The sequence below is a fragment of the Dapis brunnea BLCC-M229 genome, assembly GCF_050015995.1.
Classification (GTDB): Bacteria; Cyanobacteriota; Cyanobacteriia; order Cyanobacteriales; family Microcoleaceae; genus Trichodesmium.
The window spans coordinates 41,780-63,240 of the sequence record NZ_JBNHEP010000288.1 but is presented as its reverse complement, the minus strand read 5'-3'; the positions used below and the strand labels follow the sequence as shown (position 1 = coordinate 63,240).

Sequence of the window (21,461 nt, the reverse complement as noted above, 5' to 3'; positions counted from 1 at the left end):
CTAAAAACTCAGACGTTGTAGTTTTGTCTCTTATCTATTTAATTGAGGCGATCGCCTCATGCCTAAGTTTATCTAAAATCTAAAAACTCAGACGTTGTAGTTTTGTCTCTTATCTATTTAATTGAGGCGATCGCTTCATGCCTAAGTTTATCTAAAACAGGACTTAGGCAGAACGGCCATATCTATTAGGGGCGAATGGCCATTCGCCCCTACAGTAGATTTTATTAGTTCAAAAAGTCTTCTTGAGGATGAGCGATCGCCACAACTAGAGCAAATTTTCAAATTATTATGGCTGAGGCTAGAAAAATTTGAGTTTATCACGAGTAAATACTGAAGCTATTAATTAAATTGCTACTAATATAATTATATTTGCGGACATGTCTATAATTCATATATTTAAAGCTTTTAGATGATAATACTTAAGATTTTTAACAAATTAAAGATTGTGTAAAATATTACTATTTTGCTTGCACATCTGGTTCTCGGCAGGTTAGATTGGAATTGTAAAGAAACACACAGACCGAAGGAGCACAGCAGATGAATAAGTGCAAATCATTTTTAGCATTAGCAGCATTAGGGATCGGATTTTTAGGAGCGCCAGTTTCAGCAAATGCTTTTACTCTGGGAGGTGTTATTAATGGAGAAGCAGACTTTGAAGAATTAGGCGCAACAATAGATGTCGCTGCGGAAGGACGGATTGGAGATTTATCAGGAGCAGCAGAACATGAATTTAATATCCATTACGATAATGGTTCTGGTGGTCAAACAGTTGTCGATCAGTACCGTGCTTTTGATTGGGTGAGCGGACAAGGAGAAGATTTTACTCTGACATTCGAGGACGGTACTCTAACTTACGAAATTGGTGGACAAAAATTGGAATACGGCATTACAGATTCTTTTGACGACTTATTTATTCGGACTACAGCTCGTAAACAAAATAATAGTGTTGTGGTAGATAATCTAATGCTGAATGATCAGGCTGTTGGGGAAAATTCTAGTTTTGCCTGCTTAGAAGCGAGATGTGATTATTGGAATAGCTCTCAATATCTATGGTTAACCGATCTAGAGGAGAGTTTCACATTGACAGGTACAACAACTATGACTTGGACGGGAGATGCCAAAAATCTGAGAGATAGAACAGCTCCCCATCGCTCAGAATTAGCATTTCAACTTAAACTAGGTAATGGACCAGAATTAGAGACAGGACCAGAATTAGAGACAGTACCAGAACCAGTTTCCATGTCACTGTTTTCTGTTGGTGTTGTGAGTTTAGCAATGGCTGGTTTGCGTCGTCAGGAGAAGGGATAAATAATAAGTTTCAGATGGTTTGATAATAATAGACATCTCCAAAAATGCCGATTTTGAACACTGGGGTAAGGGTTTGAGAATCCTTTCTAGAGATGTCTAATAATTAGTATTCAGTCAGTTATGTATTTACGACAAAACAGGGTTGGCATCTACTTTTTTAAATAGACCAAATCATTTGATAATTAATACCCCAAATTTTCTAATATTTAAGTTGTATTAACAGGTCGAAAATTACTCTTAAATTAGCAGGTCATTCACTAATATCATGTCCGGTTAAATACTTATGCTGAAGGTAGAAGAGAAAAAGTAAAGTTTCAAGGGAGAAAGTTTTTTATAACTGATTATCTAAACATTATAATATAGGTTGATTTTTTGGCGTTGTATAGTTGGGGATAATAATTAAATGGCGTTGGTGAATCAAGCTATGAAATCTAAGGCAGGCATTATTAAGAAACCGGGTTTGTTGGGGATAGATATTAGTACGATAAGGCATTTAATACAAACCCGGTTTCTACATTTTCATAGCTAAAATCACCAATACCAATTAAATTTGCATAAGCTAAAACTCTCGTTTGATCGGGCTAAATTTTGGGCAGATATCAAAATCATCCCTTGATAATGGAACGCCGAAAATTGATTTCCAGAAACACTTCTCCGCTTAAAAGTAAAGCTAATTTTTGCTCGCTGAAAATAACGCTTTACAGCTTCTAAACATTTATCTAGAGTTTTTCTTGCTTAGTAACTAGATAATATTTAGAGTTAAGGGAAACTAAAGTTTAAAAAACTTCCACTCCTTCAAACTGCTTAACCTTCTTAACATTAGCAGATTCTCCACAAGTTCGAGGCATAGGAAATATTTTTTCAGGATTAGCTAAACCCTTGGGATTAAATACACTTCTTACCCATTGCATTGTTTCCAAATCTGTCTCATTAAACATCAAAGGCATATAACATTTTTTATCCGAACCAATACCATGTTCTCCAGACAAACTACCACCAACCTCTACACATAATTTGAGAATTTCTCCACCTATTTCTTCCACTCTTTCCAAATCTCCCTCAACAGAATCATCATATAAAACTAAAGGATGGAGATTCCCATCCCCGGCATGAAATACATTTGCAATACGATAACCATATTTATGACTTATTGTTTCAATTTCACCCAAAACATAAGCCATTTTTGTCCGAGGTATCACACCATCCTGCACATAATAATTTTTACTGATATTACCAGCAGCAGCAAAAGCGGCTTTTCGCCCTTTCCATAATTTTATCCGCTTTTCCGGTTCATTAGCAGTAGTAATTTCTATAGCTTGATTCATTTCACATATTTCTTTGACTCGTTGTTTATTTACATCAACTTCTAACTGTGAACCATCCAATTCCACCAATAAAATAGCTGCTGCATTCCGAGGATATAAACCAGTCTTAACTACATCTTCTACAGCATTAATACTAAAATTATCCATAATTTCCATCCCCCCAGGGATTATGCCAGCGCTGATAATATCTGACACAGTTTGCCCGGTAGTTTCAATACTAGGAAATCCTGCTAAAAGTACGCAAACTGATTCGGGAGATTTAAGAATTCTCAGAGTAATTTCGGTAGCTATTCCCAAAGTACCTTCCGAACCTACAAATAAACCTGTTAAGTCATAACCAGGCATCTCTGGAATTTGTCCGCCAATATCAATTATTGAACCTTCAGGAGTAACTATTTTTAATCCTAAAACATGGTTAGTTGTTACTCCATATTTGAGACAATGAACCCCCCCAGAATTTTCAGCAATATTCCCACCAATAGAACAAATAATTTGACTGGAAGGGTCGGGAGCGTAATAGAAACCAGCTCCACTAACTGCTTGTGTCACCCAGTTATTAATAATCCCTGGTTGTACAACAACTTGTTGATTTTCTAAGTCTATTTTCAGGATTTTTTGCATTAATGAAGTAACGATTAAAACGCAGTCTTCTATTGGTAATGCACCTCCAGAAAGACCTGTTCCAGCACCTCTAGGAAGCCAAGGAATATTTAGGTTATGACATATTTTTACTGCTTCTGAGACTTGTTCGGTGTTACGGGGTAATATTACTAATGCAGGTCTTTGACGATAACTAGCTAGACCGTCACATTCATATACTAATAATTCTTCTTTACGTTGAACTACACCTTTTTTGCCAACAACTGCTTCAAATTGTTTGGCTATTTGTTTCCAATTCTGTTTTGTTTGTTGTTTGTCTTGAGTAGGCATTTTATTGATGGTTATAGAAATTTTGAGGGTAAATATTATCCCTTAATTATAGCTTCTAATCCAAGATTTTATTTAGGGGTGGATTGAGAAAGCTAGTTCAATAATTAATAATTAATTATTATCTCTTCTGCAATAGAAGGATTGGCTAAAAGGAATTTTTTTCTTCTCCTGGCCGATTGGATATGGTTAGGTAACCCATCTATTCCACCCTACGGGAAGCTCCGCTTTTCATGTCGGTGAGCAGCCGAAACGACCGCTTTTTCTCCATAAATGGAGAGGCTTTATACCTTAATTTTCCCGTAAGCATTCAGCGGTCAGCTATCAGCTAGTCTCCTAAGTCTGAACTACGTTTTTCATATCGCGTAGCGAAGCAGCTATGAGTTATCAACTCATTATTTGAGAAGGAGAAATTAGTCTCCAAAGAAAATTCAAAGTCCGACACGAAAAAGCTCATCACCTAACCTTAGTAGTTATTACTTTCAAAAATTCCACAGGAAAAGCTGAATGCTGAATGCTAATAGCTGAATGCTTACAAAGCTAGAGGTTTAGGGTTCATTATACCAAACCTCAAAAAATTTGCTATATATCCTTGGGTTTGAGAGTGTGGGGTGTAGGAAAAAAAAATACTCTTAACAACCTATTATCTAGTTGAAAATTATCAAAAGTCTCCACACTCCAGTTCTAATTATTTATAATTGAAGTCTTGTTTAGGTATATTATTATTATTAATTGGTATAATAAACGTTGTACATAAATATAGTCATATATAGTCAAAGAATGTCAAATATCTTACTTGATTTGTACAAAATAGCTACTAAATATTTGACAAAATTTAATAACTATCGAACATTATTTTTCATAGTATAATCGGCGTTAGCTGAAAATTAAAGCCTAAATAACCATAATTAAAAATTCATAAATTCTCGAATCCTAATATAATTTTAACTCCTTGATTTATGAGATTAGTTGAGAGACATATTATTCAAAAGAATCATCGGTTTTATGCTGAAATTAACCGACTGTCTTTTTTGTCGAAAAATCTCTTAAACTCATCCTAATTATTTGGTTAGTCAGTCTTGGATATTTGAAAAGAGAAATATATCTTATTATGACCTACAAAAAACACTCTCTACTCAATCAGATTATCAAGCAATGCCAGCTAAAGTATCTCAACAAATATTGATGATTTTAGAGAAAAACACCCAAAAGCTTTTTAGCAGCGAACGAAGTTTATAAACAGAACCCATCAAAGTTTAAATCTCGTCCTCGTCTTCCTAGATATAAAAATAAAATAACTGGAATAAATATTGTAGTTTATAGGACACAAGCCATCAGCAAGAGGCAATTAAAAAAAAGGAATTATTAATCCGAGTAAAACTAAGATTTATCTAAAAACGTTAGTACCTACTTCACAAATTAAATAAGTTCGTCTTGTCCCTAGACTTAACCATTATGTAATAGAGGTCATTTATGAAAAATGCGAAAAACAATGACAGCGGAAACTTTTAATAAGCGCCGGAATTAAACCCAAGAGTGATCAATGGCAGACCGTTAAAATCTATAAATCAATACTATAATAAAATGAGGAGCTTCCGGCAATCTCAACCCCAGGAAAATCAATCAAGTAAGAGGCTGAAAAAACTTTCTAATAAAAGAGAATTTGCTCATCAACGATTATCTGCATAAATCATCTCGTTTGATTATTGACACCCTGATTAATCAGAAAGTAGGAACTTTGATAATTGGTCATAATGAAGACTGGAAGCAGAAGATAAATTTAGGGAAAAGAAACAATCAAAATTTTGTATGTATTCCCTATAATAAGTTAATCGAAATGTTATGTTATCAAGCCAAGATGGTAGGGATAGATTTCAATAATTAATAATTAATTATTAATTATTAATTATTACCTCTCCTTGAAAAGGAGAGGATTGACTCAAAGGAAAATTTTTACTTCTGCTTGGGAATTGAAATCTAAACCATAACTGCTCTTTTGCCATTAGCAAGTACAATTAATTCATGTAAATCTGTTTGACATAAGTTTGCTTTATTTAGACTTAAATTAGTTCCACTCAGATTTACTCCTATTATTTGATTTTGATGTGATGTAATTTGATGTCTCTGTAAATATCGCCGAATAACAGATTTAATATTATTTTTTTTACCTTTTCACCAAACGCTTTAGCTTTGGATAATTTTCTCCATAATTTCGCTCCAAATGACAAAAATAAAGAAGAAGTAGTTCTAATAGATTTTGATATTACCCGTGAATTTATTCCCAATAAAACTAAAAGCTACACCCAATTTTATACACCAGGTTATGCACCTATAGAACAATATATTCGCAAACATAAACCAGGAGAATATACAGATATTTATGCTTTAGCAGCCACACTTTATGTGCTTTTAACTAAATCTCCATTACCTAACTCTATAGATAGATATCATACTCAGTTAGCAATACATAAAACCCACTTACCAAAACAAGCTGGTTTCGTCTTTAAATTAGTTTTTAAACTGATGGGAAAACAAGCTAAATACGACCCATTAGTCGAACCAAAACAAATTAATAAAAAAATTAGTGATCGCCTCAATAATGCAATTCTCAAAGGAATGGAAATTCAATCGGAAGATCGCCCTCAGACTGTGCAAGAATGGTTGGCATTACTTCAAATTCAACCTCAGAGTATTCTGTCTCAAATGTCTCAGGTTTCTCGCACACTATTTTCTCAAATGGCTACCTTACATATTCCAGGTATGAAACCTCTTTATCAAAATTCTGTCAAAACTTTTTATCAAGGAGAAACAAATGGATTGCTAAATGTAAAAGGTATATTTGTCTTTGTTGTTGTGATTTATATCTTTTCTCCCAAGCTGAATTTTAGAAGAAATTATCACCCTTCAACTCCTCAACCTACTCCTACTTCTATTCCACAACAAAAATCTAATCCCACTATACAACCTCAAAAACTACCCCAACCTTTACCCGAAACTAATATTCCAGATATTTCCAAAACAGCTATTAATTATATAGATAAAGAAGTAAACTACGCACCTTTAGAAAAATTATTGTCATCCGAGCAATTTCAAGCAGCAGATAGATAAACACTCAGAATTATACTTTCGCTGGTAGGGCGAGAAAAATATTATTGGTTGAATATAGAAGATATTAAAAATGTGCCCTGCACAGACCTAGATAAAATCAATCAATTGTGGATTAAATATAGTAATGGTAAATTTGGATTTAGCATTCAAAAACAGATTTGGATAGAATTAGGAGGTAAACCAGGAATTTATAATGTAGCAATCGCCGATAATTTTATTCACGAAGTAGGATGGGGATAAAATCATAAAAGATATAAACATATTACATATAAAATTTCTGCTCCTGACGGACATCTTCCTTTTAGAATTACTTCTCAAGTTTGGGATTTTGGCGCCCCTTATTTAGCAGAAAAACTAGCAGAATTTAACATTTGATAGACTATTTTTTTCCACTCTAAAACATAGCACCATGTCGCTAAATCAAAAGTAAAAATTCACAAGTAAAAAATCTAAATTCACAAAACCTCTGATGTAAATCAAGTTGCTCTAAACTCGATGCTCAATTCTTTTTTTTTGCTGTCATAGCTCCCTCACCATTTTTTAGGTAATATCATCTCCGCTAGTATCGGTATTATAAAAATTGGGAGCATCTTGGTCACTAGCATCATTATTAACAGTGTCAGCATCATTTATAAAATTCATAAATCCGATGATACCAGATTCAATATAAATCATCAAAAGTCAAATTTTGTAGCGTTATTATTGCTATTTTTATTAACTGCCAAAATGCATAAATTTTGTGTATATGAAAAAAATTATAGGAATCCTAAATAGGTTGTAATATTTGAGCCTAGGGGTTTAGTCTTCAAATCATATAGTATCGGTATTATAAAAATTGGAAGCATCTTGGTCACTAGGATCATTATCAACAGTGCCAGCATCATTTATAAAATTCATAAATCCGATGCTACCGGATTCAATATAAATCATCAAAAGTCAAATTTTGTAGCGTTATTATTGCTATTTTTATTAACTGCCAAAATGCATAAATTTTGTGTATATGAAAAAAATTATAGGAATCCTAAATAGGTTGTAATATTTGAGCCTAGGGGTTTAGTCTTCAAATCATATTTCCCCTTGGATTTTTAGACAAAACTCCTACAGTTTTTTTCACAACTTATTTATCATATTTATGTACAAAATTTTCAACAATAGTATGACTAATAATTAGGGCTTGCTGATTAACTATCAAGTCTTTATCTGTAAATATTTGAGGATTTTTAGAGTAAAAAAAGGTGCAAGGTTTTTGCTATAAAAATCTAAAAAAGTTAGAGTTTTGAGTAGATAAGGAGAGAAAAATAAAGGGATATTTCTTCCTCCTAACTCCTCTAAATTATGAATTATGAATTCTGAATTATATCCTCAACTCTAAAACTTTTTCAGCAAACCCTAATTAGTTATCTATCAAATCTAAAATTATCAAATAAATTAATCTTGAACCAGGGGAAAAACATCAGGGAAAGCCTGCCAAACCTCCCTAACAAAATCTCTTAACTGTTGATGTGAAATATGCAAATTTTTCGGCTCGCTATCCAACAAATATAACTCAGATAAAAGTGGCAGAAACTCGGTATCAATAGTTTCCCTAAATAAACAAATCGGCCATACCAAATCCGCACCATCTCGCAAATCCCATAACCTAGACCTTTCTGACACATCTTGATTATTTTCACACTCACTTTCTGAGGAAAATACTTTCAACATCAAAGGCCGAACCCAACACATTTGACGTACTTCTAACACCTGAATTACTTCTGCATATAAACAAGTATTTCCATGTTCTAAACAAACAATTTGACTGGGCTGGAAATTAGGGTTAAAATCTTTTAATTCTCGCTTCATATACAAAATAATTGATATTATAACAATCCTAAATTAGTTGTGACAATTTTTATAATAATTAACTTGAGCTGAAAACCCTGAAAATTCTGACTTCTGACTCCTGATTCCTAACTACCAGCAAAATATTACAACCTGAATATGATTGCTATATATAGAATTTCTCAAATTGATGATATACAAAAGTTTTGGATTTTAAGGAACAGTAAACAGGGAATAGAAAACAGAAAAAATACTATACCTGATTAATATGATATTTTTTATTCTTGGCTATCTTGATAATTTAATCCTGATTGAGATTTTTCAGTGCTGCCTCTAAATCCATAGTTAAGTTTTGTGCCTGTTTTTTTCCAGAACCACAAATATAATCTTTGACCGACAAAGGAACACCAATACGAACTATAACATTACAACCACGACGCGGAATAACTGGATTGTAATTCAAAGATATAGGTACTACTTTAACATCAAGATTTGGTTGATGAGATTCAGCTTGTAAACCTATCCTTGCTAATCCTGTTTTAAGAGTATGAACTTGATTATCACGAAAAATATTACCTTCAGGAAATACTACCAACATCTCTCTATTTAATATTAGTTCTACTCCATGACGAAAACAAGAAACTGCCGGATTTTTTGGGTTAACAGGAAAGCCACCCAAACTTCTAATCAACCACCCTTGTAAACCTTTAACTTCATCCATGCTAACCATAAATCTTGGGTCTCGACCAGTCACTAATCTACCTGTAGCATAAGCTATAATCAACCCATCCCAACGAGAACAATGAGTAGGAGCTAAAATCACTGGTCCTACTTTAGGAACATTTTCTTTTCCAATAATATTTATTCTACGAAAATAAAACGGCATTACTATGTGGCGACCTAAAAAATAAGATAAAAATGCTAACCAAGGAGAAATGCTAGAGGGTTTTGAGTTTACTTGAGACTTTACTTTCTTTAAAGATGGTGGGATGCAGTCAAGAATTATCATCCTTTTTTACCTCAAATTATGTAACTTTATTTCTTGACTCTAAGGTAAATTTTATTGCTGTTTTGGTAGCATTTTTAAATGACACTTATTGTACTGTCAAGCACTTGTTTTCATCTACTCTAGATTGGGGTGAATTTCACAACAAAATTAATTCCCTTTCCTATTACCTAAGTTGAGCAAACCAAGACTGTAATTGTTGACGACAAGCTGTTTCCATTATTCCCCCCAATACAGACAAACGATGATTAGAAAAAATACTATCTGGAAAATTAGCCACAGTGCGAATTGTGCCAGTTTTCGGATCGTCCGCTCCATAGACCAATAAACCTATTCTTGCCTGCAATATTGCCCCAGTACACATTGGACAAGGTTCAAGATTAACGTAAAGAGTACATTGATTTAAGTGCCAATTCCGCAAAATTAGTCCCGCTTGTCGCAAAGCCAATATTTCTGCATGAGCAGTAGGGTCAAAATCTCGCTCTCGTCGGTTTTGGGCTTCTGTAATTAACTGACCATCTGAGTTAACTATAACAGCACCTACTGGGACTTCTCCAGCATCACCAGCAATTTTGGCTAGTTCCAATACCCGACTCATCCATTTTTTATGGACTAGATAACTTGGATGGTCAATCATCATAATTTTTCAGTAATCAGTCGTTTTCAGTATTATTTCTATAACGGGGTTTGAGATACCTGAATCTTGACGAATATTACAGCGACTTTGTTTTTAGGTAATAAGTCAGAAATAAAGAATATCGGAAAAATATTTATCCAAATATAGTGTTTCTGAATGGGATGTGGAAACCGAGTCCTATTAAAAATGAAATAGGGAATAGGAAATAGGAAATAGGAAATAGTAAAGAAAGAAAAATAGCATTAAATAATAGTAAACATAAGGATATAGGTTACTCAAGACAGCAATTTTTTTCTAATAAAAAATCTCAATCTAGATTTACCGAGAAATTAAGGTATAAAACCTCTACATTCATGGAGAAAGAAGCGGTCGTTTGCGGAGCATTCCGAAGGATGGGATGGCGAGGTCTCCCGCTCTTAACAGAGCCGCTCCGAAGTTCGCCATATCCAATCGAGCAAGAGAGAAAAAAATTCCTTTTAGCCAATCCTCTTCTTTATAAGAAGAGGTAATTATTCATTATTCATTATTGAAATATCATTTGCAAAAACTATAGCATTATTAACCTTGGTTTGACTGAAATTAACTTACTTTACTTCATCAGATAAAAAATCCTCCCTTGACTGTTATAAAATTTTGCACCACCAACTCAAAATTGGTATCAAATGTAGAAGTAAAATAAAATAAAAGTATTTCTGACAATCTGAGTAAATTATCCAACCTAAAGTGTTATTTAATCTTAACTATACACTAAAGTAGTGGTGTTTTATCTCCCCAATTTTTTCCGCGGAAAAAGGCTATTAGTATTTACAACCAGTACTCTTCCCACTAAACTAATTTATGCCTTGCTAGAAAGTAATTTTGCATTATAAATTTTTACAAATATGAGTAATCAGCCTTTGCAAATAGAATGGCAAATTGTTAAAGACTATAGCGATATTCTTTACCACAAAACTGACAGAATTGCCAAAATAACTATTAATCGTCCCCACAAACGTAATGCTTTTCGCCCTAAAACTGTATTTGAACTTTATGATGCTTTTGTTGACGCTCGTGAAGACCCAAATATTGGGGTAGTTTTGTTCACAGGTGCAGGACCTCATACAGATGGTAAATATGCTTTCTGTGCTGGTGGAGACCAAAGTGTGCGGGGTACAGCAGGTTATGTTGATGAAGCTGGAGTGCCACGGTTGAATGTCTTGGACTTACAACGGTTAATTCGTTCCATGCCTAAAGTTGTCATAGCTTTAGTGGCTGGATATGCTATTGGTGGAGGTCATGTTTTGCATATTATTTGTGATCTAACTATTGCCGCTGATAATGCAATTTTTGGTCAAACTGGTCCCAAGGTAGGTAGTTTTGATGGTGGGTTTGGGGCCAGTTATTTAGCAAGAATTGTTGGTCAGAAAAAAGCACGAGAAATTTGGTTTCTCTGTCGGCAATACACAGCGCAACAAGCTTTAGAAATGGGTTTAGTTAATTCTGTTGTACCAGTCGAGGAGTTAGAAACAGAAGGCATTAACTGGGCATTTGAAATTTTGGAAAAAAGCCCGATCGCCATTCGTTGTCTGAAAGCAGCTTTTAATGCTGATTGTGATGGACAAGCTGGTCTACAAGAATTGGCGGGTAATGCTACTCTTCTTTATTACATGACGGAGGAAGGAGCTGAAGGTAAAAAGGCATTCCTAGAAAAACGGCCTCCAGATTTTAGTAGATATCCTTGGCTACCTTGAACTACCCCACACTAACTCTAATCAGCTATAAATAATAAGAATTTATGCATTAATAGGGGACTGCACTAACCTAAACTTACGTCCAAGCTTAGTTCTTACATTCCCCACCGCAGCACCAGAATGCTATTCAATCCATCTGTAGTATTCTGATTATTTCTGCTCTAATCAGTTATCAGTTATCAGTTATCAGTACCTCTAGTTGAAGCTTCGGGATTAAAATACGAAATTCTCTTTTCTCTTGGTCGATTGGATATGCTTCGGTAACCCATCCATCCCTCTACCGCTTTTTATCCCCTTAAAAGGCTATCCCTTATAAACAACTCCTAAAATCCTTTTCTGATGGGGAGGTGGGGGGAGTTTAGCCTCTAATTAAATACGTTTACCCTCCTATCATATCCATTGAATGGTAATAAACATAACCTTTTTCTAATGTCTAAGTTTTATGTTAACGAAGATGTTTATAAAGCATAGCTTAAAAGGGGAGGCTTTATACCAGGATTTTTCGGTAATTATAGAGGAGGTCATCGGAAGAATTGTAAGATTAATTTTCTGCCCTTGTCTGCCCAAAATGCTAACTTTTTGAACTTTATTCGACCGAAAAACTTGTACTTTTTTCTACTCAAAAAGCCTCAACCATTGACATATAAGTACTTTGATAATTAATCAACAATCCCGTATATATTATACTTTGGTTATCCTATCCCGTTATAATTTGTGATTTAATGGAAGAGGATAACAGCTATTTTTCAGATGCATGGCTGAAAGCTATAAACTCCACTAGGAATTTAGCAAAATCATATATAAATTCAACAATGCCGTAAATTCTAGGGATAATCAATTTAAATAAAAAGGAAAATTAGACTAGATTTACTCACACCTTAACTTAAATTTATTGCTCATTAAGAACCAAGCCCAAATGTATTAGTTAGTTGACGAATATTATTAGCACTAGGTTTTAGGGGTAAAACTACTTCCAATGTTTCATCAATTTTCTGATGCCACATAACTATACTATTCCGATTTTCCCAGGATGGTGCAAAGGGAGGTAAAGCTAATGAGCAGGCTTTCCAATTACTTTCAACTTGTGTCATTAACTTTTGACAAACACCACCACGTCTTCCTTCTGGTGAATAGTATTGACAATGACGACAAGCTAGAATGGCTTTCATAAAAAATTTTCCTAAATTTATATTTACTTGACTTTAAATTATTTTTAATCCCTGGGACTTCATAGTTTTAATCGATTAAACCCATTATGACATCTAGCTTCTGAAGATTCCTATCAATTAACTTGATTTTATATTATTTTTATAATTCCGTTATAATTGGAAATATTTCGATAATAGCTGGCCAGTAAAATTGTATGAATAAATACATTATTTCGATAAAATCAATGGGGATCAACCTAAAATGTAAGTCAGATGGAAGTAAAATAGGTAATATTTCAACCCATTACTTGGCAATATTCATCGTTACTAAGTACGTATAAACACAGGGAAAAAAGCTATCAAAAATTTTCAATCACTGATTAAGATAAATTAATTATTTTGTATTTTTAATTACATTTGGGGAGAGTAATAATTCCTTGAACGAAGTATCTTCAAAACACAGGGCTATCTCATTCCTTTTGTTCAATGACGGTATGATATTATAGGAGTAAGAGAAAGTTATACTATTTCACTAAATGCCGATTGCAGACAAAGCCTTAATAATTAAACCCCTTTCGTTGAAAAGTTTTCCGAAGTGAGGGAAATACTGAAAAGTTAAGCTCTAGGTTGACCTGAGCTCGGGATAAGCTGAAACCATGATTCTATCCTTGGCTATAATCCCCATTCCTTCATAGAATGATTAGCAAAATTGTCTTAATCCGAACTGACCTTATGTGAAAACATTGGGAGTCCTGTAGGTGAAGCCTTCCCTATTACCCAGGGCAAACGCATCTAAATTCTGGAAGCTTTTGTCGTTAAGGCTTATAGAAGCAATAAGTATAAATACTCAAATAGCTAAAATTCTTGCCCTGTCAGAACTTCAAAATAAGATGCGTTTGCCCTTCCCTATTACCGAAAAATTAAGGTTGAAACCCTCTCCTTTCAGGGAGGAAAAATTTCCTTTTAACCAATCCTTCTATTACAGAAGAGGTAACAATTAATAATTAATAATTAATTATTAATTATTGAACTAGATCTACCATCCTTTTGTGACATTCTGAAAGTGAAATGGTGTTGGTATCTGTTTACCACCCCCTACTCCCTACTCATGACCACTGCTTAGTGGCACAAATTGCACAGACTGACCAACGTTGAATTTCTCCAGGGGGAGTAGGAGATTGGCATTGAGGACAAAGGGGTAAAGTCTGAGAACGTTTCTGTATAGCTTTCGCCCAATTTTGAAAAGTGGTCTGAGGATTTTGATTTTTGGGAGTGGAGTTTGCCAGGGATGGTTTTTTCAACTGATGAATCATGCTAGGATGCTTTTGCCAATCATCTTTTTCCGCTTGGGTTGATTGACTAATAGGGAGACGTGTATGCCATTGAGCTGGAGAGAATCGGATATCATCTAGAGATATAGACAAAAGGTGCTTTAGCTTCTGTAAAAGTTGCGGAACTTGGAAACTAAGTTCTTGAGACAAGGCAGCACTTGATGTTGCTACATATAAAACACCTCGTTCAATGTATAAAGGTTTGGTTTGGCTAGCCATCACCCCTAAAACTTCTTCCCAACATTCCATCAGCTTTTGAAAATGTTGTTGTTGGGGCGATCGCTCCATAATTTTGAGATAGCCTAAAATCTGATCTAGAGACTGAAAATCCATAGTTGATTAATTACCCCTCGCTACTGGATTGAGCGAGGGGTTTCTGACGTTTCCTTATCCATAGGTACTTCATGCTTCCTCAATCAGTATAGCTATGGAACTCTGAATCTGAATCTGAAGAGGATAGTTCCTACACCCAAGCCCAAGTTAAATATACCTAAGTAGAATTAATATATCGATCTTCAGTATAACCACAGTGTTCACATCTGTGAATCCTATCCTCAATAGTTTTCGGTATTAATTCCCAATATTCGTTACAGCGCTGTGTAGGCTTTAACTGCTAAGTCGGAACTTCCAGAAAATATCCCACCAACTTCGTCTAATTACATACAGCAGTACATATATCTGGCCCAGTGCATTAACTTTTCCTGTTGCTTATATAGATCTTGTGACCATTTGTTCTACTATGCTAACCTTTGATTACTATATTAATCAATCGAAATATTATGTCAAATCTAATGATTAACTAGCAGGAGTTATTAAATGAGTCAAAATTCGATAGTTAAGTCTACTAAAAATTCTACCCAGGAATTGAATCAGACTTTGCAAACTGTAATGGAAAGTTTGGATGTAGAGCTAGAAGCAGAACTAACAAGATATCGTAAGTACCGCAGGCAAACAGAAAAGTCGGCAGTTTCTCAGAAAAATATTAATAAACAAATTTATAAAACACCCGAGTTAATGTCTCTATTACCAGTGGAGGATCAAACACTATCCTCATTGCCTTTATCTGAGATAGAATCATCGCTGGAAAACTATGAAACATCTAATACTTCTGCTAAGAAACCTTCACCAGTGGCCATTGAGCCTCCCACCCCTACGGAAATTAGTATGGCCAAAAAAGGTGACGTAGAAAATCAGGATGGTGAGAAACAGACATCTCAATTAGGTGACAATAATTCTACAGCACCAGATAACTATCTGGAATCTTCAGAGAAACTTCTAGAGAGTTTAGATAAATTAAAATCAAGTCGTCAGGAGCAATCTAGTTACTTAGCAAGTTTGTTTACTCCCCTGGGAATAGTTTCAATGTTTCTGTTCTTGATCTCTTGTACGATTTTGGGTTATGTTGTAATGCACCCATCAGGTCTGAGCAATCTTGGTTTAGACCGTTTTTTGAAAGGTACTTCTGCTCAAACAAATACAGATGATACTACTACTGATAATATTAAAAATAGGGACGAGAAACCTTTACCAAAATCTCCTGACTTGGCATCTCAAGAGTTTGTAGATTTAGATTTGAATACTCTAAGTAACGTTAATCCTAAACCTAGTCAGTTCCCATCTCCTACGGCAAAAGTCAAACCTGTGGTACCACCACCAATATCAGGAAGTGTTAATACTGCTTCACCACCTACTTATAAAGCAAGTACAAAACTGGATAATCTCAGCACTACTTTATTGCCTCAGTCTACCCCATCTACTGTAGTTACTTTATCTTCTCCAACTCCATCCCCAATAGTTAAACCTTCCCCAGAAATTTCTAATAGTTCTCAAATAACTAGCCCAATTAAATCAGATGATGGTTGGTATTATGTTGTTCTGGATTATGTCAATGAAGACTCTTTGTATAAAGCACAGCAAATAATTTCAGATGCTTATATTCGTGAAACGGCTAATGGTATGAAGATACAGATGGGGGCATTTTGGGAACCAGAAAGGGCAAAAATATTTCTTCAAGAATTACGCCAAGAAGGACTGGATGCAAAATATTACAAGTTGAAACCTGAAAATTATTAATTCGGGAACAGAAGAAAAAAAGATTATTAAAAAATGACTGGAGAGTACGGTTATTTCTTTCTCCAATAAGTATAAAAGTTAAAGTACGAAAAATTAATTACTCCTGGAGACTTTATGATCGAAAATTATAATAAATATGGAGAGTCTTGATGGGAATTTTTGACCGCCTTTGGGGGATAATTCGCGGGAATATAAATAGTTTGGTTTCTGGTGCTGAAGATCCTGAGAAGGTTCTGGAGCAGACAGTAAAAGACATGCAGAGTGACCTGGTGAAACTACGCCAAGCAGTGGCACAAGCGATCGCTACTCAAAAACGCACAGAAAGACAATGTTACCAAGCTCAATCTACTGCTGATGAATGGTATAGACGAGCCCAGTTGGCTTTGCAAAAAGGCCAGGATGATTTGGCCCGGGAAGCTCTGACTAGACGCAAGTCATACCAAGAAACAGCTACCGTGATGAAGGTTCAGGTGGAACAGCAAAAACAGGTGGTGGAAAAGCTGAAGCAAAATATGAGGCAGTTGGAGCATAAAATTAGTGAAGCAAAATTAAAAAAGAATATGTATATTGCTAGGGCACGTTCTGCGAGAGCTTCGGAAAAGCTGAATGAAATGTTAGGATTGGTGAATACTGGTAATACTCTAAGTGCTTTTGAGCAGATGGAAGAGAAAATAATACAGCTTGAGGCTAAGTCTGAGGCGATGGCTGAGTTGGGAACTGATAGTTTAGAGAAACAGTTTGTATCTTTGGAAAGAGATGAGAATGATATTGAGACTCAGTTGGAAGCAATGAAGGCGGAAATGTTGCCTAGAGTCACAAATCCTCAACTGCCTCATAAAAAAGGTTCCTATCTGAAAAAATCAGACACTGGTGAGGTATCCTAAAAACAATATTTCAAGGGCTAAAAGTAAAATTTAAGTGAGATTTGCTTAGTCTCACTATTACAAAACTAGAAACCATACCAGAAAATTCAACATCCTTTGTCAAGACCAATTTACAGGCTAAAATAAAATCAATTTTAGGAAACCTTTGTGGATTGAGAATCTGGGTAGAATATAGTTTTAGACAATTGACTACACAAACAATTAAACCACTTTTTTGTTTGATTACCAATTGTTTTTTTAAAGTATATTGTTTCTTTTTTCCACTATAAAACTGTTTTTGGCGTTTTTTTGCTCTTTCAATTTGACTTTCTATGACATCCATTATTACCAGTTCCTCTTCAGCAGAAGTTGGCCATAATTCTTTCTTTCCAGGTAGTCGGAATTGGCGAGATTTTATCAAGATGTTTTCAATTTTTAGAACAATAGGACAAACAGAGGATTCGGATATTTTTCAATATGAACCAATATGATAATAAGTTCTATATTCTCTTAAATATTTAAGGGTGATTAAAATTGGGTCTTCCAGAATTAACTTGGGCTGGCGACCTCGTTTCTTTTTTTCTTTTTCTTGAGCTTTAACAGTACGAACCATCACTCTGAAAATTTTTTTACCCCTGTTAAACGCTTAAATTCAGTTTATGTTAACTTTTTGGCTTGCCAATATTTCATTATTAAATCAATTTTATTGGGTGAATAATTGTCTTTAATAATTAGACAACCATTCTTGTTTTAAAACTTAATTAATTTTTCGGATGAGGCGTCAGATAATCTGACAGTAATTCATGTCTAACTTTATAGATAATTTTTCCTATTTTACTGCTCATCTTTGGCAAAAATTGCAGACTAACATAGCACAGGATATATAATTTTTCTGAATTTGGTGCTCGACGACATTGAGAGAATTCTATACCCGTTAATTGCTTAATTTCCCTATAAAATTATGCAATTTTCCATCTGGTTTGAGACTCAAACTCTACAGCATAAATGCGAAGATTGATCTAAGTCATTAGTTGCAATATATTTTGTCGTTTTGGTAGAAACAGTTGCCCCATGGAGTTTAACTTTCTTATCCCAAAGGAATTCCTTTGATTTTAATTATTTTACCTGATATTCTTTCTGATTAATTCCAACTTAGCTCTCCAATATTTTGATATTTCTCTACACCTTCAGTATCATCTACTAGACGATTTATTTTTAAGGAACAGTAATAAATTTTTTCTAAGTTATCTACCAATGCCATTAATCTTTGTTTTCCATAGCAACTATCCATTAACACAGTCTTAAATGGTAGTTTTTGGTGTGGTAAATCAGAAAAAACCATTTATTCTACATTATCTATTTTGCTTTTATTATCAGTACCTGGATCCTAAACTCGATAATCTATCAGCCTATCAGCCAAAATTATTCGATTTCTGGATTTAAATATATACAATTTACTATCCCTATACCACGAATTACTCTATGGTTATTACCATTATACTGTCGCCGGACTAACTCAATTTTATTACTATGTTCCTGATTAACTGTATCATCAAAGATTAAATAACTTTCTGTGTTAGTGAAAATTTCCTCTTTAACATTTATCCATAAAGCCTGGTCATCAAAATTTTCGATTTTCAGATAACGATTTATCGTGTCATGGCTAATATTTTCTAGATGGTTTGCTAAAGAGCGTGATGGTATAATTTGTATGAAAATCAAGTAAATACTGATAGTAATCAATATAGTTAAAATTCATATTTTTAGCTCAAATTAATCATAAATATAATTATATAATAATTAGAGTATTTGGGCAAAATTTATTTACAATTAGCAACATCTACAATTATGAAAATAAACTATATTAGCGTATCTTTATATGAGTTATGATAATTTTGTGATTCAGGCGATCGCTCTGACCTGAATCCTTACGCAAGGAGTGCTAATATGGAGATAGTCTGATGACTGAACGCTATATGTATAGTCCTTGCGTAAGTCGTGATTAATTTATTAATTCATAGATTGAGGCATTTTTAGCCTCTTAAGGTATTTCTTTTGCTACTCTTGGTTCGAGCCATTTTTTCCCTCAAAAACATTCAAGTCCGCCTGGGCTTTACGGACAAAGAACAGCTTAAAATGGATATTATAATTATAGGGTAAATTTTCCCTAATCAACTAATCAAAAGCTTGGCCCAGAGTAGCTAGTATCTGTAATCGGAAGCTGGGAGCCAACTTAAACAAATGGTCAATTAAAAGGAAAGATAAAATTATGGGATTATTTGATCGGATTAGTCGTATCGTTAGAGCTAATGTTAATGAGATGGTAAATAAGGCTGAAGACCCTGAGAAGGTTCTAGAACAGTCTATTATTGATATGCAAGAAGATTTGGTCCAGTTGCGTCAGGCAGTTGCTAGCGCTATTGCTACTCAGAAACGTAGCCAACAACAGTATAATCAAGCCCAGTCTCAAGTTAATCAATGGCACTCCCGGGCACAGTTAGCTCTGCAAAAGGGAGATGAAAGTCTGGCCAAAGAAGCTCTACAGCGTAAGAAGACTTATTCTGAGACAGCAAACACTGTAAAAGTATCTTTGGACGGTCAAACAACTCAGGTGGAAACCCTAAAACGGAATTTGACAGCTTTAGAAGGTAAGATTTCTGAGGCTAAGGCTAAGAAGGATATGTTGAAGGCGAGAATGACGGCTGCTAAAACTCAGGAGCAACTCAATAATACAATGGGTTCTATTAATACTAGCGGGGCAATGGCAGCTTTTGACCGGATGGAAGAAAAGGTGTTGCAAATGGAGGCTCGTTCCCAAGCTACAGCAGAGTTAGCTGGTGGTGGTGGTTTGGAAGAGGATTTCCGAAAGTTAGAAGCTAGTAGTGATGTGGATGATGAGTTGGCAGCGATGAAGGCACAACTGATTGAAGGTTCTGTAAGCCAGAATCAACTACCAGCTTCTAATCAAGGTTCAGCAGAAAAATCAGAGGTTGATGATGAACTGGAGGATTTGCGTAAACAACTTGACAAAATGTAAACTTTAGTTTTGTATAAATTCTGATCTTTCAGCAATACTTTTAAGTTTGATAGATATTTAGCTCTCTCCGGGAGAAATCCCACGTCTGTTTCGCTGCGCGACATGAAAAGCCTTTCTTTAGCTGCGCAAGATGAAAAGCACAACCTTTACAGGAGACAAGAGGCAAATAGCTTCAACGTGGGATTAATCCTGGTCTGAATTCTGATATAGCTTGATTTTCTATCTACATTCTTCTTTAATATCATTTTCGGTTAAATACTTATAAATAATAAGTAGGTGCATGTAAAAAAAAATCAAACCAATAAGCAGATGTCAGGTGAAGTAATAAAAATTGTTTAATCTCTGCTTCATTTTACCGGATAATTAATAATTAAATAATTAAATAATTAAACAGTTTAGGTTAAAAGCCTCCCCTTTCAAGGGGAAAACAAAGACAATATTCCTTGTATTCAATCCTCTCGGTTTTAACCAGAGGTAATTATCAATTATCGATTATCCATTATCCATTAATGAACTATTCACTGTTCTTTGTTCCCTATCAATGATTATTTTATATTTAATTTGACTTACCTGCTTAGGTAATAGGAGAGTAGGGAAAGTGATAATTTCAATATTGAAAGAAGGTTTTTTATAAATAACTATCCGAACTTGATAGCACAGAAAATATAGTTAAATTAAGACAGTAATACAACTAGGAATGAAATAATAACTATTCCACAAGAAAAACTTTTGTTGTAAGTTTTTCTCAACTTATAAATCTAACTCACATATTTCTACTTGAAACACTTTTGAGAGAGTGAACCAAATTTAGCTGATGCTCCTCAAGTTAAATAGAAGTAAATTAATTATAGACTATACTTCTAAATTGCTATTAAATTTAACTGCAACTAATTGATCCCAATCAGGGATGATTCATAAGATTAAAATACTTCATGGCGTGAACATATTTTCATATATAATTACTGATTGATATATGATTAAATAATTTTTATTTATCTTCTTAATTAATCAAAAATATTTATCAACTTAACTATGTCTAATTTGCGCTGGCTAATTGTTAGTTCTGCTGCCTCTGGAGCTGGTCTTCTTTCCATTGTATTTTTAATTATTACTTTCTTCCATAAATTTACTTATGCAAGTTTTTTAT

General features: G+C 34.3%; 15 protein-coding genes and 2 pseudogenes. 9 read left to right on the top strand and 8 right to left on the bottom strand.

Going from position 1 to position 21,461, the window contains the following annotated elements; translation table 11 throughout:
- Window positions 1-537: 537 nt before the first annotated feature.
- The gene (locus ACP6PM_RS33310; RefSeq protein ID WP_426591132.1) at window positions 538-1,308 is read left to right on the top strand and encodes a choice-of-anchor W domain-containing protein; all 771 of its coding nucleotides are present in this window, start codon (window positions 538-540) and stop codon (window positions 1,306-1,308) included.
- A 776-nt stretch (window positions 1,309-2,084) separates the two neighbouring features.
- On the opposite strand, the gene glcD is transcribed toward ACP6PM_RS33310, so the two are convergent.
- On the bottom strand, window positions 2,085-3,563 hold the full coding sequence (gene glcD / locus ACP6PM_RS33305) for a glycolate oxidase subunit GlcD (protein ID WP_426591131.1): 1,479 nt from the start codon (window positions 3,561-3,563) through the stop codon (window positions 2,085-2,087).
- A 1,062-nt stretch (window positions 3,564-4,625) separates the two neighbouring features.
- On the opposite strand from glcD, the gene ACP6PM_RS33300 reads away from it, so the two are divergent.
- The 4 genes from ACP6PM_RS33300 to ACP6PM_RS33285 all read left to right on the top strand — a co-directional run bounded on the left by ACP6PM_RS33300 (window position 4,626) and on the right by ACP6PM_RS33285 (window position 6,908).
- The gene (locus ACP6PM_RS33300; RefSeq protein WP_426591130.1) at window positions 4,626-4,799 is read left to right on the top strand and encodes a hypothetical protein; all 174 of its coding nucleotides are present in this window, start codon (window positions 4,626-4,628) and stop codon (window positions 4,797-4,799) included.
- Window positions 4,800-5,223: 424 nt separating this feature from the next.
- A complete protein-coding gene (locus ACP6PM_RS33295) occupies window positions 5,224-5,445 on the top strand; it encodes an IS200/IS605 family accessory protein TnpB-related protein (RefSeq protein WP_426591129.1) in 222 nt (73 codons plus the stop codon).
- A gap of 305 nt (window positions 5,446-5,750) precedes the next feature.
- Window positions 5,751-6,668 carry a serine/threonine-protein kinase gene (locus ACP6PM_RS33290; RefSeq protein WP_426591128.1) on the top strand — a complete coding sequence of 306 codons (918 nt, stop codon included), beginning with the start codon at window positions 5,751-5,753 and terminating at the stop codon, window positions 6,666-6,668.
- 9 nt (window positions 6,669-6,677) lie between these two features.
- Entirely contained in the window at window positions 6,678-6,908 is a 231-nt protein-coding gene (locus ACP6PM_RS33285) for a GUN4 domain-containing protein (protein WP_426591170.1), read from the top strand.
- Between the two features lie 1,188 nt (window positions 6,909-8,096).
- Here the strand turns inward: ACP6PM_RS33285 and ACP6PM_RS33280 are convergent.
- The 3 genes from ACP6PM_RS33280 to ACP6PM_RS33270 form a co-directional block, all read right to left on the bottom strand.
- Complete coding sequence (locus tag ACP6PM_RS33280; RefSeq protein ID WP_426591127.1) at window positions 8,097-8,510, bottom strand: hypothetical protein; 414 nt, start codon at window positions 8,508-8,510, stop codon at window positions 8,097-8,099.
- A gap of 280 nt (window positions 8,511-8,790) precedes the next feature.
- Window positions 8,791-9,498 carry a lysophospholipid acyltransferase family protein gene (locus ACP6PM_RS33275; RefSeq protein ID WP_426591126.1) on the bottom strand — a complete coding sequence of 236 codons (708 nt, stop codon included), beginning with the start codon at window positions 9,496-9,498 and terminating at the stop codon, window positions 8,791-8,793.
- 163 nt (window positions 9,499-9,661) lie between these two features.
- Window positions 9,662-10,132, bottom strand: coding sequence for a nucleoside deaminase (locus ACP6PM_RS33270; protein WP_426591169.1), 471 nt, complete (start codon window positions 10,130-10,132; stop codon window positions 9,662-9,664).
- Window positions 10,133-11,028: 896 nt separating this feature from the next.
- Between ACP6PM_RS33270 and menB the strand changes: the two genes are divergently transcribed.
- Window positions 11,029-11,862, top strand: a complete 834-nt coding sequence (gene menB / locus ACP6PM_RS33265; RefSeq protein WP_426591168.1) for a 1,4-dihydroxy-2-naphthoyl-CoA synthase — start codon at window positions 11,029-11,031, stop codon at window positions 11,860-11,862.
- 899 nt (window positions 11,863-12,761) lie between these two features.
- Here menB and ACP6PM_RS33260 read toward each other — a convergent pair.
- Entirely contained in the window at window positions 12,762-13,031 is a 270-nt protein-coding gene (locus ACP6PM_RS33260) for a hypothetical protein (RefSeq protein WP_426591125.1), read from the bottom strand.
- Between the two features lie 1,085 nt (window positions 13,032-14,116).
- Window positions 14,117-14,674, bottom strand: a complete 558-nt coding sequence (locus ACP6PM_RS33255; protein WP_426591124.1) for a DciA family protein — start codon at window positions 14,672-14,674, stop codon at window positions 14,117-14,119.
- A 483-nt stretch (window positions 14,675-15,157) separates the two neighbouring features.
- Between ACP6PM_RS33255 and ACP6PM_RS33250 the strand changes: the two genes are divergently transcribed.
- Window positions 15,158-16,414, top strand: a complete 1,257-nt coding sequence (locus ACP6PM_RS33250; RefSeq protein WP_426591123.1) for a hypothetical protein — start codon at window positions 15,158-15,160, stop codon at window positions 16,412-16,414.
- Between the two features lie 149 nt (window positions 16,415-16,563).
- Complete coding sequence (locus tag ACP6PM_RS33245; RefSeq protein ID WP_426591122.1) at window positions 16,564-17,298, top strand: PspA/IM30 family protein; 735 nt, start codon at window positions 16,564-16,566, stop codon at window positions 17,296-17,298.
- Window positions 17,299-17,482: 184 nt separating this feature from the next.
- On the opposite strand, the pseudogene ACP6PM_RS33240 reads toward ACP6PM_RS33245, so the two are convergent.
- Window positions 17,483-17,967, bottom strand: a pseudogene (locus tag ACP6PM_RS33240) (transposase family protein); the annotation flags it as partial.
- Window positions 17,968-18,038: 71 nt separating this feature from the next.
- Window positions 18,039-19,036, bottom strand: a pseudogene (locus tag ACP6PM_RS33235) (IS701 family transposase).
- Window positions 19,037-19,546: 510 nt separating this feature from the next.
- Here ACP6PM_RS33235 and ACP6PM_RS33230 point away from each other — a divergent pair.
- Complete coding sequence (locus tag ACP6PM_RS33230; protein WP_426591121.1) at window positions 19,547-20,314, top strand: PspA/IM30 family protein; 768 nt, start codon at window positions 19,547-19,549, stop codon at window positions 20,312-20,314.
- The last annotated feature ends 1,147 nt before the right edge of the window (window positions 20,315-21,461 follow it).

Bases quoted from the DNA above. Each gene is read 5' to 3' on its own strand.
- ACP6PM_RS33230 (WP_426591121.1), top strand. From the start codon at position 19,547: ATGGGATTATTTGATCGGATTAGTCGTATCGTTAGAGCTAATGTTAAT.
- ACP6PM_RS33250 (WP_426591123.1), top strand. From the start codon at position 15,158: ATGAGTCAAAATTCGATAGTTAAGTCTACTAAAAATTCTACCCAGGAA.
- ACP6PM_RS33260 (WP_426591125.1), bottom strand. From the start codon at position 13,031: ATGAAAGCCATTCTAGCTTGTCGTCATTGTCAATACTATTCACCAGAA.
- ACP6PM_RS33310 (WP_426591132.1), top strand. From the start codon at position 538: ATGAATAAGTGCAAATCATTTTTAGCATTAGCAGCATTAGGGATCGGA.
- ACP6PM_RS33280 (WP_426591127.1), bottom strand. From the start codon at position 8,510: ATGAAGCGAGAATTAAAAGATTTTAACCCTAATTTCCAGCCCAGTCAA.
- ACP6PM_RS33270 (WP_426591169.1), bottom strand. From the start codon at position 10,132: ATGATTGACCATCCAAGTTATCTAGTCCATAAAAAATGGATGAGTCGG.
- ACP6PM_RS33275 (WP_426591126.1), bottom strand. From the start codon at position 9,498: ATGATAATTCTTGACTGCATCCCACCATCTTTAAAGAAAGTAAAGTCT.
- ACP6PM_RS33255 (WP_426591124.1), bottom strand. From the start codon at position 14,674: ATGGATTTTCAGTCTCTAGATCAGATTTTAGGCTATCTCAAAATTATG.
- glcD (WP_426591131.1), bottom strand. From the start codon at position 3,563: ATGCCTACTCAAGACAAACAACAAACAAAACAGAATTGGAAACAAATA.
- ACP6PM_RS33245 (WP_426591122.1), top strand. From the start codon at position 16,564: ATGGGAATTTTTGACCGCCTTTGGGGGATAATTCGCGGGAATATAAAT.